A 16,603-nucleotide genomic window follows, 5' to 3' on the forward strand; every position below is an offset into this window, starting at 1 on the left:
ATGAATCTTTAGACGCGATGAATCGCGTCTCTACAAGAGATGAATCGCGTCTCTAAATACTGACTTTTTTGATTTTCAAACTCTTCAAATATTCTTCTGGCTTTTCGGGGTCAAATTTGATGCCATCAAAAAACTGTTCTACACCACGGGATGTATTTGTGGGAATATCAGCAGTAGTAATTCCAGCTTCTTTAGCAGCTTCTTTCCAAATATCTTCGCGGTTGACTTTGTTGACCAGTTCCTTGGCTTTAGCAGCATTATTGGCAATGTAATCTTTTGGCAAGAATCCCCAACGAACATTTTCAGTGATAAACCATAAATCGTGACTCTTGTATGGATAAGAAACATTACCTTTTTCATCTTTCCAGTAGTAAGCAGCCATTGATTTATCATCAATTTTGCGACCATCGCCCATGTCATATTTGCCTTGGTATGGATCGGCTAGTATTTCAGGTGAAGGAAGATTGAAATAATTTCGTCCAGCCAAAATTTCAGCTGCTTCTTTGCGGTTATCAAAATTATCTAGCCACTGTTGGGCTTCCATAATTCCTTTTAAAATTGCTTTGGTAGCCTTGGGATTTTTATCAACCCAATCGCCTCTCATCGCGAGGTATTCTTCAGGATGATTTTTCCAAATTTCTGCGGTTAATGCTGCTAGGTAGCCAATTTTGTCTTGCACCAGGCGATAAGGCCAGGGGTCGCCTGTACTAAAGGCATCCATCGTTCCGGTTTTCATGTTGGCTACAGTTTGCGCTGCTGGTACTGTGAGCAATTTGACATCTGCATCTGGGTCTAAGCCACCTGCTGCTAACCAGTAGCGAATCCATAAATCTTGGTTGACGTGGGGAAAGGTAAATGCAGCTGTGAAGGGGGTTGAAGATTTTAATTCTTTAAATAAAGACTTAGAACTGGCGAGTTGTAAGCTAATACCTTTGCCTTGATGCTTGCTGGCGATCGCAATTCCATTTCCATGCGTAATTAACTGACATAATACATACATGGGAATTTTTTGATTACCTTTGGTAATTAAACCTTCTGTAATTAAATGTGGCATTGGCATCTGCCATTGACCGCCATCTATACCACCACCGGCAGAACCAATTTCTACGTTATCTCTGGCTGCACCCCAAGAAGCTTGTTTGGAAAGGTCAACATTAGTCATGCCATACTTGGCAAAAAATCCTTTTTCTTTAGCAATAATTAAAGGAGCCGCTTCTACAATGGGAATATATCCTAACTTGACTGTAGTAGTTTCTGGTGTTTGTTCGGGACTAATATTAGCAACCGTTTGAGCAGTTGGCTGTACTTGGGTGCTTCCACCAGTCAGGTTTTCAGGAGGATTACCCAAACAGCCTTTGAGCAATACAGCACTCGCAGATACTCCGGCTGTGAAGATAAATTTGCGGCGAGAAATTTGATTAAAAAATTCTGTCATAAATATCTCCTGAAAACGTAAATGTTATTTTTTATAGCTATGACAATTTAGGCAAAAAACCTTGTGTTTCTTGCATCATTAATGATTAATCAAGCTATATTTGGCCAAGCGATCGCAGCCATTTCATGAATGAAATAGCTACCTATATAAGAACTCGGTTAAATTATTGGCTCTGCTTTTCTAGTGTGATGCAGAGGTATCATTCACCTTGTTGAAATCAGTTTACAGCCTTTGAAGCCGAAATTGTTAACTTGGAATCGAGATTATTAAACAAATATTAGATTGGATGTATAAGTAAAAATTTATCTATTATCCTCAACTATAGGAATAATTTTTAAGATATAAACTCTTATTTATGAAGACTATTGTGTTTACTTGATGATTGACTATCTTCACTTCTTTTATAACTTAAATTTTAGTAGTAAATTGTCATCTATAAATTTTGATCTATCACAACCATTATGTTATCCCTATAATTTAGGAGCGCAGCGAGATGGTAAGGCTGGGGAAGTTGAAGACCTAAGTAAAGACTCTAAATAGATGTATTTATTATCTAGCGATCGCAATTATCTGCCGTTTCCATACCACGAATAAACCCCGTCTCTTTAAGCAGCAGCCGTAGTTCTGGGTGACGAAGTTTAGTGTTCTTGTTGTTTTCCCACATATCAGAAAAGAAGTCTTACATCAGCGCAATGATGCCACGGTACTTGACGATGCTGGCAAGATAAAACTTATCTAACTACATCCTTGGGGAAAGACGCGATTCATCGCGTCTCTACAACGCAAACAATACAACGCAAACAATACAACGCAAATAATTGGGAGTAGTTCAGGTAGTGTATTCGGCGTTAATTTTTACGTAGTCATAACTCAAATCACAACCCCAAGCTTTACCTACACCATAACCATTGCCAACATTAACGGAGATTAACACCGTATCCTGTTGCAGATAAGCACCCGCAGCTGCTTTTTTCAGATAAGTACTTGCGGCTGCACGGTCAAATTGCAGAGGTTGTCCATTTTCTAACATTAAGAAATCCCCTAGCTTAATTTGCAGGTTTTCTTGCTCAAATGGCACACCTGCACGTCCGGCAGCGGCGGCGATGCGTCCCCAATTTGGATCGCGTCCAAAGATTGCAGATTTAACTAAGGATGAACCAGCGATGGTTTTGGCTATTTGTCGGGCTGAAAGTTCATTCTGCGCCCCTGTCACTTCCACTTCAATTAGACAGGTTGCGCCTTCACCATCACGAGCGATCGCTTTGGCTAAATGCTGACAAACTGCTGTTAACATCGCCTCTAATTTTTCTGCTTCTGCGCCCCATTCTATAATTGCTGGGGTGCGGGATTGACCATTTGCCAAAGCAATTAAGCTATCGTTGGTGCTGGTATCACCATCCACGGTAATGGAATTAAAACTTCTATCAGCTGCCCTTGCTAACATCTGCTGCCAAAGATGAGGCGAAACCACAGCATCACAAGTAACAAATGCCAACATGGTTGCCATGTTGGGGTGAATCATGCCGGAACCTTTGGCAATGCCGCCAATTCTTACTGGGCGTTGGCGCAGCCCGCCGGAGGCATCGCTTATAGTTGTCTCTAAAGCAATAGATTTTGTCACCAAGTCTGTAGTGATAATCGCCCCAGCAGCAGCATCCGAACCTGTTGCTGATAGTGCTGCTACTACTTTGGGAATCCCACTTCGCAAAGCATCCATCTTAATTCTTTGACCAATTACACCAGTAGAAGCCAATAACACAGATTCAGACGAGATGTTTAGGGCTTGGGCTACTGCCAGAGCAGATTCTAGGGTATCAAGGTTGCCTTGAGTTCCTGTGGCGGCGTTTGCTTGTCCAGCGTTGCAGAGGATGGCACGAGCGCTTTGTTTGGCTTGCAAGCGTTGGCGACAATATTCTACACAGGCAGCTTTCACTTGGCTGGTGGTGAATACACCCGCTGCGATCGCTTCCACCTCGGAGAATATCAAAGCTAAATCTGGCAGCCCCGAAGGTTTCAACCCTGCGGTAATTCCTGCCGCCTGATACCCCCTTGGTGCTGTGATACCACCTGTGATTTTTTGCCAATCTGCCATCATTCTTCCTTACAACTATCTGGTTGGATAGGTCAATTTGTACTTTACAAAACTGCTGAGTTAGGAGTTACGAGTCAAGAGTTATTAGTTTCCCCACTCCCCACTCCCTTTTATTGTGAGTTTATTTGCTGATGGCAATAATAATGCACCAATTGGCGATTGGCATAATTGTTTTTACCTTTCTTATGACGAAAAACAAAAACAAAAAAAGGAGAGTTACTTGGGTTGCTCTGTAGATCGTTAGGATACATCTACTTACTAATCTCTCTAATTTACTTTTTAAGGGTTAATACTTATTTATTGAGATTATTTCTAAAAATTTTTGAACTTTATCCGTAAATACCACGAAAATAAAATAAAAAAGAGAGCTACTTAGGCAGCTCTCCAGATCATCAGGGTGCATCTACTTACCACAGCATATCATTTTACGTATGAGGGTTGTCACCAGTTTTTATATGAAGATTGTGTGAAGCAAGACCGGGAAAATACTTAGTTGGGGAATTGGGAATTGGGTGTGGAGAAGAGACAAGGTAGACAAGGAGAAAGGGGAGACAAGGGAGAGAATTGTTCAATAATTCCCCCTTGTCCCCCTTGTCCCCCTTGTCCCCCTTGTCCCCTCTGCCCCTCCTGCTTCCTCACCCAGCGAAGTTAGCTTGATAGATCGCTAGGCGTTCAGTTTTTTCTCGACCAATTCGTTAGTCAACTTAGGATCGGCACGTTTGCCTGTTTTTTTCAGAACTTGTCCGACAAAGAAGCCTTTGAGATTGGTGTTACCGTTGCGATACTTTTCTAGTTCTTTGGGATTGGCGGCTATGACTTCATCAACGATGGGTTCGAGTACGCTAGGATCGGTGATTAACTCTTGACCGGCAAAGGCTTTTTCAGGAGAAATCCCACTCAGCAAATCTGGTAGCTTTTCTTTAGCTTGAGCATTGCTAATTTTGCCCGTTTCAATGCGAGTGATGATATCTGCTAAATTGGTGGGAGTCAGTCCGATTTGAGTAATAGTGAGTTTTTGCTTATTCAGGTGGGCGGCAATATCTTGAGTAATCCAGTTGGCAGCAGCTTTGGCATTTGCTCCAGATGCGATCGCAGTTTCAAAATATTCGGCGATTGAACGATCTTCTGTTAACACTCGCGCATCGTAAGCCGAAAGCCCCAGCTCGCTTTCGTAATGATGGCGTTTTTGAGCTGGTAATTCTGGTAATTCGCTCCGCCACTTCTCTAATTGTTCATTTGACACCTCAATTGGTGCTAAATCTGGTTCGGGGAAGTAGCGGTAATCGCTGGAACCTTCTTTTACCCGCATACTACTTGTACATTGAGCGCCTTCTTGCCACAAACGAGTTTCTTGGATGATGCGATCGCCTGCTTCGATGGCGGCGATTTGGCGTTCAATTTCGTAGTCAATCGCCCGTTGGATGGCGCTAAAGGAGTTCATGTTTTTAATTTCTACCTTGGTGCCAAACTCCTTTCGTCCCACAGGACGCACGGAAATGTTGACATCGCACCGCAGAGATCCTTGTTCCATATTGCCGTCACTCACGCCGAGATACCGGACAATCCGACGCAACTCTTCGGCATATTCAGCCGCTTCTAGTCCAGAACGCAAATCGGGTTCGGAAACAATTTCTACTAATGGGATACCTGCGCGATTGTAATCTACCAAAGAATAGGAAGAACCAGAAAGGCGATCGCTACCTGCGTGTACCAATTTTCCCGCATCTTCTTCCATGTGCAGACGCGTAATCCCAATGCGTTTGCGAGTGGGATTACCCTCAGCATCTACCAACTCAATTTCTAGCCAACCGTGTTCTGCGATCGGTAGATCGTATTGAGAAATTTGGTAATTTTTGGGTAAATCTGGATAAAAATACTGTTTCCGGTCAAATTTGCTATATTTAGCGATTTGACAATTTAGTGCCAAACCAGCTTTGACGGCGTATTCTAATACTTTTTGATTGAGTACAGGTAAGACCCCAGGTAAACCCATACAAACCGGGTCAATGTTAGTATTGGGGTCAGAGCCGAATGCCGTAGAGCTATTAGAGAAAATCTTGGTATTGGTACTCAGTTGACAATGGGTTTCTAGACCAATAATCGCTTCATACTCAGTTTTTACAGTGCTAGCAGTCGTCATAATATCACTATTTCGGCATAATCCTTCTTAGGGTACTATTGTAGCGGCGTATTGAGTTGCCCTGAAGACGGTTATTTGGGTGAGCAATGCTTACCTATTGAGCTTAAAAAGGGAGATGCATATCTAAGGTGAAGAAAATCTTAATCATTGGTTCTGGAGGTGCTGGTAAATCTACCCTAGCCCGCGAACTGGGAACCATCTTAGGTTTAGAAGTGATTCACTTGGATGCTTGGTACTGGAATCCTGGTTGGATTGAGACTCCAAAAACTGAATGGCAAAGCATAATTCAAGACCTAACCCGACGAGAATCTTGGATTATGGATGGTAAATATGGCGGTACTCTCGACCTTCGTTTGTCGGTTGCAGACACAGTAATTTTTTTGGATTTTCCCCGGCTTTTATGTTTATCGCGAGTGATTAAACGTCGCTTTATGTATGCAGGACAATCGAGACCAGATATGGCGCGATTAACTTTAACAATATTCCTGTCTTTAACTGGAAGTAAAAATATGAAATTATTTTGGAAGCATTAATTTCTATAATTTCTATATACAAATTAAAAAATGCCTGGGAGTGTTGCCGTGTTTCCACCCCAGACATTTTTTATTCTTAACTTGCTCCTCACACACAAATAAACCATATCACTACTTCTATCAAATGGCAAGTATTTTGAGTGATATTTTCAAAACTGCACAAGCAATCCAATTTTTGACAAATTAAAAAGCGCTTGGGAGTGTTGCCGTGTTTCCACCCCAAACGCTTTTTATTTTTAACTTGCTCCTCACACACCATTAGATAATATCATTGCTTCAATTATAAAGAAAGTATTTAGTGTGACACTTTGTAAACCGCACACTCAATAAGCAATGATTTAGTGTAAAAAGTGACGTACACCAGTTAAGACCATCAGTAAACCCAGTTCGTTAGCAGCAATGATAGAATCTTTATCGCGCAAACTTCCCCCTGGTTGGACAATGGCTGTAATTCCTGCGGCGGCGGCTGTTTTGACTGAATCATCAAAGGGGAAAAATCCATCGCTGGCGAGAGTTGCACCTTTAGCTTTATCTCCAGCTTGTTCTAGAGCTATTTTAACTGAGCCAACGCGGTTCATTTGACCAGCGCCTACTCCTAGTGTAGTGCGATCGCTAGTTACAACAATGGCATTAGATTTAACGTGTTTGCAAACTTTCCAAGCAAACAGCAACTCGGCTAATTCGCTGTCGCTGGGTTGACGTTCAGTCACAACTTGCCATTGACTAGTATCAGCAATGATATCATCGCTAGTTTGGACAAGGAAACCACCTGCGATCGCTTTCACTGTATCCTTAGGACCACTGCTCAAATCAGCTAGAGTCAAAACCCGCACGTTGGATTTCTTAGCCAGGATTTCTTGAGCTTCCGCGTCACAACTTGGTGCAACCACACACTCTAAAAATGTTTTCGTTAACTCGCTAGCTATAGCCGCATCAATCGGACGGTTGAGTGCCACAATCCCACCAAAGGCAGAAGTAGAGTCAGCGTTAAAAGCTTTTTGGTATGCTTCTGAAATAGTACTTCCCAGTGCCGTACCACAGGGATTTGTATGTTTGATAATCGTTGCGGCTGGGGTATCAGTGAATTCAGCAATGATTCGGCGTGCGGCTTCTAAATCAACTAAGTTATTGTAACTGAGTTCTTTACCTTGCAGTTTCGTCGCGGCTGCCCATCCCGTTGGAGTAGTACCAGTTTGATACCAGGTGGCAGGTTGATGAGGATTCTCGCCGTAACGCAGAGATTGCAATTGTGTACCGCTAAGAGTGTACTGCTGTGCTTCTGCAAGGTAGGATGCGATCGCTTGGTCATAACTAGCAGTGTGCGAAAATCCTTTTAATGCCGCCTTTTGCCGAAATTCTAGGGAAGCTACGCCGTTATTTTGGCGCAATTCCTGCAAATACTCGTCATACTGTGCTGGATCGCATAATACAGCGAGATGGGCGAAGTTTTTCGATGATGCCCGTAGCATTGCTGGCCCACCGATATCAATTTGCTCAACAGCTTCTAATAATGTTACCCCTGGTTTAGCGATCGTTTCCTCAAAAGGATATAGATTCACTACCACTAAATCAATCGGGCGAATTTGGTTATTTTCCAAATCTGTAATATCTTGGGGAACATCTCGCCGCGCCAAAATTCCACCGTGAATCCGGGGATGTAGGGTTTTGACTCGACCACCTAAAATTTCTGGTGAGCCTGTATAATCTGCAACCTTTGTAACAGGGAGTCCCGCATCTTTGAGTGCTTGGGCAGTTCCCCCACTGCTGATTAAATCAAAGTCGAATTCTTCAACCAAGCTACGGGCTAGGTCAATTAAACCAGTTTTGTTAGATACACTCAGCAGGGCTAGACGCGCCATTGATCGATTCCTTAAAAGTAGGCTAGAAGCGAAGGATCTCAAGTTTTGCATAAGCCTTGGCTCAGTTCAAGACCATTAAGGATAATAGCGTTAATAACTATCTTGTCATCAGTTTTATCGATTAATATTGCTATAGATGGCAGACATTCTGCCAGGGTGACATTTATTCCTCCTCTTCTTCTTGCTCTTCCATAATATCTAATTGACTCTTATAATTAATATATTCTTCATGATATTTGCGCTGTTCTAGTAGCCTGTCTACTCCATCAAGATTAATTTTTTGTAAAATATTTATTGCAGCTTTCATACCTTTTTTATTCATTGTAAGATTTTTTTTAGTTGACGAAAGTTCTAATAATCCTTCCGCCTCTAAAGCATCAATTATTTTAAAGTCAAATCCATTCCAACAGCTAACGCCAGTAAAATTCTCTTTAGAGTTTCTACGGATATTGTTAAGGTATTGATTATGTTGATCTCCACTCGAAAGGTATATAATCATGAGATATAAATCTTTCATGACTGCGTAATGCTCCATAAAAATCCTTAAGCTTTCTTGTTGTATTTCAAAGTGATCTACAAGATCACAAGCTTGACTATAAGCGTCTCCTTTAGTATTACAAAACGAAGTTTTTTCTTGTAAGTCTGGTTCTTTAGTACACTCTGCTATAAAATTCTTACCAAAAATATCTGATTCGTTAAGTTCAAAAACAGTAATTTTCCACTCTTTTCTATTTTCACTGCGTACCTCTTTTTTATTTGCCAGCAATCTTTCATTTTCTGCTTGCTTTTTAGCTTTATTTTCTAACAGCACTTGTTCGCGTTCTGTTTGTTCTCTAGTCTGTTTGCTTTCATAAGCATCATCAGGAATATTTAGCTTTTTATTCACTTCTACCCAGAATTGACGATCTTTTACATAGATACCTTTTTTAGTCAAGCTATCAATAAATTCTTGACCACAGACTTGAATAGCATTCTTTTTCAATGCTGGTAGATTAGTAAATGCTTCAAAATTATTCTTATCCATCTTTAGTTTTTAGAAAAAATTAAAATTTACATTAGTTATATTTGTAAATTTATATTCATTAATATTCTCCTATCTCTTTTCAAAAGTACACATTATATAAATTATTTACGTAATAAATATTAAAAAAGTATTGTAAACCTAAAATATACCTATCTTGACAGATTAAACACATTTAAGATAAAAAAATATAGAGTCCATCTGCCTAAACTGTGAAGTTAAAGCAGGTGAAGCAGTCGTAATACTGAAAATTACAAAGGAAATAATTATGCCTTCACAAGGTACTGGCGCTAACGTTGACCCGCGATCGCTTAAGCCGTCTATTGACCTCGCTACAGTCATAGAGTTACTTGCTCAAGCTATAGATCCTAACAGTAATCAGGCAAATGCTAACCAGCTAAACCCTAAAGGTATGCAGCTGTTTGAATTTGATGAAAAGCAAAATAAACGCCTGAGAATAAGTACTTCAGCCGTTATGTATCGGCTATTTGCACAGCCTCAATTTAGAGAGGCTTTGAACCCTGCTCCAGACAGAGGATTTATTCAAAATTTATCGATGCCAGCAAAAGGGGATAAGTCGCGCGTTGGTGGTTGTTTGAGTGATGGTAATCTAACAAAGTTACCTGGTGCGGTAGATAGATTAATGGCTGCTATTGACCAAGCACTCAATACTGCTGTACCTTCCGAGAGCTTATTATCAACATTGCTGTTAGATCAATCTGAACAGCAACTCAAACATCTTGCTAAAAAAGCAAATACGTCTTTCCAGAATATAGCTCATACTGCTAATCTCGTACACCTAGCATTTCAAGCTGGAGATAGTAAGGATAACAAGTCTGTGGCTACAGTTATTTCTGCACGCGAACGAGTGGAAAATACTGATTATTTTGAGCAAATGTGCAGTGCTGCCGCGCAATATTTGAAAGACGAATGTGACAACGATGAAGATGATGTGGATTCATCGATCGCAACTTTGGAAGAAGAAAAAAATCGATACGATAGCCAAATCCAGCGTTTTTTGAACTTTTTAGATGATGAAGCATTGTCACGAGTCCGATTAACAATTAGCTTTCGGATTATGGAGGCGATCGCAGAAAATGCCCGCTCAAGTAGTGACCCAGATTACCAACTTTTAGCAGAATATGTCAATCGAATACTTATTCTAGTTGAATCTGCTAAAGAAGAAGGCTATACAGTTGATTTAACGGCTCATTTTGGTAGTGCAGCAGAGTTCGACTTAGCAGATGAACTTAGCAAAGCGACCTTTTATTATTGTCTAGCTGTTTGGCCTGAGTGGAAAACTCAAATTTTCGAGCAAAAGACTAAAAATCAAGTAGAGCGTGAAGTAAGTTATCGTTTTCGAGTCAATGGGCAAAATCCAGAATTGGGCAAACCTGCTTTTGAAGTACGACTCGATCAAATTAGAGAATATTTACTGAGTAATGATGAATCTTCTTTACAAAAACCTTGGGAAATTTGTCGTCGTTTAGCTCAACTGATCTTTTTGGCAGTAGTCGTTCCCAAAAAGGACGAGGAACCACTAACTAAAGAATCACTAACAGATATTGTGAATCAACTCCTAGCAAATTTTCAATCGCAGGGCACAAAAGCTATTCGCCAGACTTTAGAAGAATTACAAGAACGCTCCGAGTCAATGATTTCTATTGCCAAAGGTCTGAAGAAAGTACTACAGGACAAGAGCCAAAAAGTTATCTCTCAAGTTCAAAATCGCTCCTCACAACAATTTATCTGTGTAAAAAGCAGCATCATTAATTGGGATCGCCTAGAAGGGGCAACATTAGGTGTGAGAAAGTTGCTTGTAGAGCCACAAGAAAATACTAGCGAAAAAGTTGAATGGTTCAAACATATTGAAATTTGTGAGCAACCAGCAACATCAGGACTTCTATTTTCGGTTAAGGTTACTGCCGAGATTTCCGAGTATGACTTAAAAACTAAAGATACAATTAGTAAATTACGGGCAAAGCGTATATTACCGCAGAAACTCCTCCAAGTTTGTTGGGTTCCTCGTTCTTGGCAGAGGGGAGAAGATCGTCAATGGACTTATGAACTATCTACAAATGCTTCTCAATTTGCTGGGTGGGCATTATCAGCCGCAATCATAGTGGAATACGATGTTGAAACTGTGAGGCGACGAGCGAATACAAGAGACTCTGAGGAAAATAAGCAGTATCATGCAGCCGCAGTTACCGCCTTTGCTGTCCTAGTTTACTGTTGTTTATGGCGGATTATTACACGATTGCAAAAACGTGGTCAGAAGGAAAAATCGGTTGACTTTACAACCTTAATGCTGCGACTGCAAGAAACAGGAAAACAATTAGATGAAGATAAGGACAAGAGCGGCGATGCTTATATTTATGCAGCCGCCCAAACCTTAGAAGCCATACTAGGTGAAGATACCCCAATCCGAATGCAGGGACTTATTCTAGATAATCTGGTTAAAAAATCCAAAAAAGACCAAGATTTTATTAAATCTGGTACTTTTAAGGCGTTTTTAAGTGCGTTTCCACTTTGCATTAGTAGTCCAGATTCTCATTCAGCCCCCAAGATTGGTTTAATTTCATACGCCAGCCGTCCCTGTAATGAGGGAAATTTTCCCAATGATAGTGAAAAGGCATATCTTTTTCTCACTCAAAGTTATATTGCTACAGCCGTTAATGAACCGTTTATCGGTTATGAACTGAAAAGAGAACGGATGCAGTCTGATGTGCTTGATTCTCCAGAACAACTGAAAACGCAACGCCTAGTTCAAGAAGAAATTCGTCACCTTAGAGCTAAAGAATGTCAGCATATTATTTTATTAGCTCATGCCTATGGCGATCGCCGCATTAATCGAGCCGCAGATAACAATTCTTCTTTAATACCTACAGAATTTTTAGAAGCAGTCTTTCAAACGTTTCCTGATATCAACATTTATCCAATAATACGGGATGTATTTCCGGCTACACGCTTGCGCGATCGCGGTTACAGTGAAGCGGCATTTGAAATTTTGCAAGCTGGAGATCATTCAGATTTTCAGCGATCTGTTAGGGCAGATTACTTTCGTGATTTAATTCCGGTTTATACTTTTGCTACGCTTCATGCTATTCAAGCAGAAGAGCGCTTACAATCTGGTTTCTGCATTTATTTCTTAGTATCGGATGGAAAAGTTAGTAATATTAACTGGACTGAACGCGCTCGTCAGCATTTGATTAATCCTGATTCAAACTCTCGTATTCATCCTTGCTTACTAGCTGTACTACGGGGCTTACATTTTATTGAAGCTGAACGAGGTGTGTACAGAAGTCAACTTAGCCCAGTACTAGATCCATTTAGTTGGATATCGCCTAATACAGTTGAAGAGGCTGGTGAAGTCAAAGTTCTTCATACCCGCCGTAAAGGACAGGTATTACTTAATTATCGCGCTGTACTTACCCACGTTTCTCAAGTTCTGCACAGAAAGTAATGGAATTATCTTTTCTAGAACGAGCCTCTATTTGGGGGCAAATATTTGAAATTGCTGTTAAACGCGGTGTTTTACAATATTTGATTCATCAAAACTTACTTTTGAAAGAGAATCACGTTTTTCAGCTTTGGCAATCTCACAAAAATGCAGATGTCTCCCACCAGCTCGTGAAAGCATTCAAAATAACAGATCCCAATCACAAAGAATGGGTGGAAACAATGCTGCGTCATCTGCTGGTACTCGGCTATGGTTTAGGTTGGACAACAATGCGTGAGTGTCTCAACCACAGTCAAATTAGACAACCTAAACTAGAAGCAATTTGGTGTCCGTTGACACTCCCAAGTCAGCAAATGCAACGGGATGAAGAAAAAGAAGAGACAGCAAAAGCATTTCAAGAAGCTTTCAAACTACCAAAACTAGACGAGAACTTAATCAAGCGAGGACAACCAGCCAGAGCCGATTTTATTTTATGGCTGTCCAATGAATCTAGTTCCCACAGAAACACAGAGGAAATAATACCCTCTGAAGACTCTAAAAGTGCCTTCTCCCAGCCAAAAGATATAAAACGCAAAAAAATTGAGAATTTAATTCTCTGTCTGGAATTTTCGTATAACGCACCCATCAAATTTGCAGATTTTAAAAATGAAGCTCCTCACACAGAAGAAATAAGTCGTTATGCACGTTACATTGAATCACGAGGCGTCTTCTCTAGAGTTTGTGCAGAGGTTGAGGGTGAAGAATTTTCTCTCTCTAAAAGGCTGGAAAGTTTTCTGTCAGCATTTAGCGGTCAAGATAAACCATTATTCAAGCTCTGTCAGGCATCATCTTATACAGATAGCCTGATTAAAGTGTTACGCGCACGTAAGCGATTAGAAGGAAGTTGTCATGCTAGAGCGATCGCTGTCACATCCAATGGTATTGAAAGTCTTGCTGCTCAATTCTGGGGTGTGGAACCTGAACCAGATACTAGAGCCAAGTTAATGAAATCATTGGGACAAGCATATTGCAAGGCTAAACATTCAAATGATGATGTGCCACTCGATCTAGATGCAGAAATTGGTTTGGTGTTTAAGAAGCTCTTAGGAGGACTACCGTCTGCTTTTAAAGAACAAGCAAAGTCTCTAGCTGAAAAACCGGCTCTAGGTCAATACTCCCACTTTCTCTTTCAGGAGAATGTGACGGACTTCTACAATCCAATGGGTGAAATTAGCAAGGATGAGGCGATCGCATCTATTGAAGACCACGACGCATTACATGAGTTTTTTGGAAGCGACCCGATTACAGAAATTGCTAATTTTGTCAATAAAATCAATCCTGACAAGGAAACAATTCCTCTACGACAAGTACACGAGGCAGCAGTTTTTGCCGGTCTGAGTGCTGCTCAAGTCGGTAAAATTAATGTCTTAGCTTTAGAAGGAAATCCGGGTATTGGTAAAACCACTGCTGTGATGAAATTTCTCAAACAGCAATCTCAAGGCTTCTTATTTTTTTATCTCAGTCCGCGAGTTGTAATTAATCGAGATGTTACCGACAAACTTGCTAGAGAAAACGAGCAACCCACAGGGATATTAACTATCACCAGTAATAGAAATTTGATTGATGCAGTTCCTGAATGGTATAAAAAACAGGTTGAGCAAAACAATTTTCCACCCCATAGTATTGATAGTGCTGTTGTTGTTGATGGTATTGAAAAACTTACACGTCCTCTTGGCAGTATCTTCTTCCTAACCCCAGAACAAGAACTTGATATTGATTGCAATATAGTCGGCTCTACTCGCTTTAAACGCCGTCTTAACGAAAGAGATTACAGCATAGAATCTCTTTACAGTCCTGGTGTATTGGGTACGATCGCAAAGTCAGCCCGCAAATTGCTAGAAGCCAACCCGCAGGTTAATCAGCTAGTGATGACTGCTGCTATTCAAGGTTATCGGACACTCAACGATCAATCAACCACGGTTAATGCCTTCAACAACTTATTTGCAAAAAAAGCCGATACTAAAGCTGGAAAGAATGAACGTTCAGCATTTGCAGCGCGGATTCCTACTATAGTTGTCATGGTAGATGAACTAGCTGGTGATGGTGCAGGAGCGCCCTTTGTCCGTAAGGTAGCAGAATGGTTGGAACAGCAATTTATTAAACCGTTTGATACAAATCGATCTCCGTTTAAAATTGTGCTAATTCTGGCTGATGCCTCACTCAGCAATGAAGTTGTGTTGGATAGCTTTTTGAACTCAGGCGATCGCGCCCCTGATAAAGTTCTAATAAGTCAAAGTCGAGGTGAAGCAGCGTTTCGGGTGACAGGGACTTGTACAAAAATTGGCCCTAGAAGATACCCAACGCTACACGTCATGACAAATAGCTACCCCGCCAGTAAACTCAGCATTGATTACAGTATTCGGCTGTCGCCCATTAAACCAGGTCAAAACAGTGACGGCACAGAGCAGACAATTAGACAAGCAATTCGAGAAAAATCAGAAGAAGAAACGCTAACAAATGCCTACTTAGAAATTAAGGATGGTTTACACAAGGGAGCAGAGCAGTTAATTTTCTTTGCTCAAGATAAAGCTTTTCTACGTCAGTTACAGGAAAAATTGACCACTGGTAAAGAAGCTCTCCTCAAAAGGGGAGAGGTGGAGGTTTTGGATCAAAGTGTATCACCCGATCAGCGATTGAAATTAGTCAAACCGCCACGACGCGATGAAGTCCGAGCTTTCCTCATGACTTCTTCAGGTGCAAGAGGTGTTTCTTTCCCCAAAACAGATTGCATCATAGCTGCAATTCCCCGATTTAATATCGAAGCTGCTTTAATGGAAGTCGCGCAATTAATTTACCGGGGTCGAGGAATGTATATAGATTCAGAAACTGGAATGGAAGTTTCTGGAGATAACAAAGATAGACGGTTAGTTATGCTAATCAATGATTTCATCATTGAAAGAGAAGATATTGACCCCAAAAGGTTATGGCTGCGTCAGTCCAGCGATTTATTGACTTTACTGGTAATGTTGCGCTCTACAATTCATACTCGCATTAAAGGTGATGCAGGACTTAATAAAAACCGAATTGCATTTGTACCCGTTGGCTCTGTTGGTGATGAAGAATTGTTGCGTTTAATGTCTGATGATTTATTAGATTTCTTGCGTGAAGCCAAAATTTTTATCAGCGATAGTCACCCTCAAGAAGCAAAAGCAATTGTGAAAAAAGCCGAGCAGTTAACTGCAAACATCTTTAAACATTTTGACTTGAGAGGTCAATCATTAGATAAAAATGCCAAATCATACGCAAATTATCAAACTTTACAAGCTTTGGTTAAAGCTGTTTCTAGGATTCAGAGTTCTTTATTGCCATCACTATCTAGAGATGCGCTAGAGATACCTGATAGTCTCACTTGTATAGGCCCTTTTTGGATAGAAGATTGGAGCGATCGCCAAACTGAAGAAATATTTAGCTTTGAAGCATGGAAAGCTGATATTAAACAAAATAGCAGTTGTCTTTTAGGATCGTTAAAAGAAATTGCCGAAAGTAAAAAGTTCAAATTTCCTTCAAAACTCAAACGTCCTGCCAACGAACTATATAAACTATTGAGTCGAGAACAAGAGGGATTTGTGATTGAATCTTCCACACGTCAAGCATTAAAAACTAAAAACATAGTTATTGGCTTACCTCTAGACTATCCCCATTTCTGGAATGAACAATCAGAAGATGACATCCGCCAACAGGTGTTAGAAGATCCGCAAGCTTGGAGAAGTGCGCTAGGACGTTCTCTAACTCCTCAAGGCTTAATTATCCCTGTAGTACCTCACTATCGAACATTTCCTTGGGTAGCGGTGGCAGGTAGACGGATTTTTACACAATTAGAAACAGTTTTTAGCGATCGCTACTTTATGGCATCCAGCGAATTGAATCTTCTGAACACCATACTGCTTGAAGATGAAGCAGAGAACAAATAGTTAATATACGCTTGGGAATTACTTAGCGATGTCTATGACGATCGCATTCTTTAGACAAGCAGCAAATGCCGTAAAATACTAAGTCTCCTTGAAGAGATAGGATCTATGTATAA

8 protein-coding genes are annotated in these 16,603 nt (G+C 40.7%); 3 read left to right on the forward strand and 5 right to left on the reverse strand.

All coding sequences use genetic code 11. The features are described 5' to 3' along the window. Positions 1-52: 52 nt before the first annotated feature. From NSTC731_RS24540 to gatB, 3 genes are all read right to left on the reverse strand, one after another. Complete coding sequence (locus NSTC731_RS24540) at positions 53-1,435, reverse strand: CmpA/NrtA family ABC transporter substrate-binding protein (protein WP_445627206.1); 1,383 nt, start codon at positions 1,433-1,435, stop codon at positions 53-55. Between the two features lie 829 nt (positions 1,436-2,264). Next, positions 2,265-3,527 carry a bifunctional ornithine acetyltransferase/N-acetylglutamate synthase gene (gene argJ, locus NSTC731_RS24545; protein WP_445632161.1) on the reverse strand — a complete coding sequence of 421 codons (1,263 nt, stop codon included), beginning with the start codon at positions 3,525-3,527 and terminating at the stop codon, positions 2,265-2,267. A gap of 664 nt (positions 3,528-4,191) precedes the next feature. Then, positions 4,192-5,667 (reverse strand): Asp-tRNA(Asn)/Glu-tRNA(Gln) amidotransferase subunit GatB, encoded by a 1,476-nt coding sequence (gatB, locus tag NSTC731_RS24550; protein ID WP_445627207.1) that lies wholly within the window; start codon positions 5,665-5,667, stop codon positions 4,192-4,194. 128 nt (positions 5,668-5,795) lie between these two features. Between gatB and NSTC731_RS24555 the strand changes: the two genes are divergently transcribed. Next, positions 5,796-6,200, forward strand: a complete 405-nt coding sequence (locus NSTC731_RS24555) for a hypothetical protein (protein WP_445627208.1) — start codon at positions 5,796-5,798, stop codon at positions 6,198-6,200. Between the two features lie 338 nt (positions 6,201-6,538). Here the strand turns inward: NSTC731_RS24555 and purH are convergent, their stop codons facing one another. Both purH and NSTC731_RS24565 read right to left on the reverse strand, forming a co-directional pair. Then, on the reverse strand, positions 6,539-8,059 hold the full coding sequence (purH, locus tag NSTC731_RS24560) for a bifunctional phosphoribosylaminoimidazolecarboxamide formyltransferase/IMP cyclohydrolase (protein WP_445627209.1): 1,521 nt from the start codon (positions 8,057-8,059) through the stop codon (positions 6,539-6,541). 163 nt (positions 8,060-8,222) lie between these two features. Further along, entirely contained in the window at positions 8,223-9,083 is an 861-nt protein-coding gene (locus tag NSTC731_RS24565) for a hypothetical protein (protein ID WP_445627210.1), read from the reverse strand. A gap of 265 nt (positions 9,084-9,348) precedes the next feature. Here NSTC731_RS24565 and NSTC731_RS24570 point away from each other — a divergent pair, with 265 nt between their 5' ends. Both NSTC731_RS24570 and NSTC731_RS24575 read left to right on the forward strand, forming a co-directional pair. Then, a complete protein-coding gene (locus NSTC731_RS24570) occupies positions 9,349-12,543 on the forward strand; it encodes a hypothetical protein (RefSeq protein WP_445627211.1) in 3,195 nt (1,064 codons plus the stop codon). After that, positions 12,543-16,490: a helicase gene (locus NSTC731_RS24575; RefSeq protein WP_445627212.1), complete on the forward strand. Its 3,948-nt coding sequence runs from the start codon at positions 12,543-12,545 to the stop codon at positions 16,488-16,490. Before NSTC731_RS24570 ends, NSTC731_RS24575 begins: the two co-directional genes overlap by 1 nt. Positions 16,491-16,603: the final 113 nt, after the last annotated feature.

It is taken from the genome of Nostoc sp. DSM 114167 (assembly GCF_052692655.1).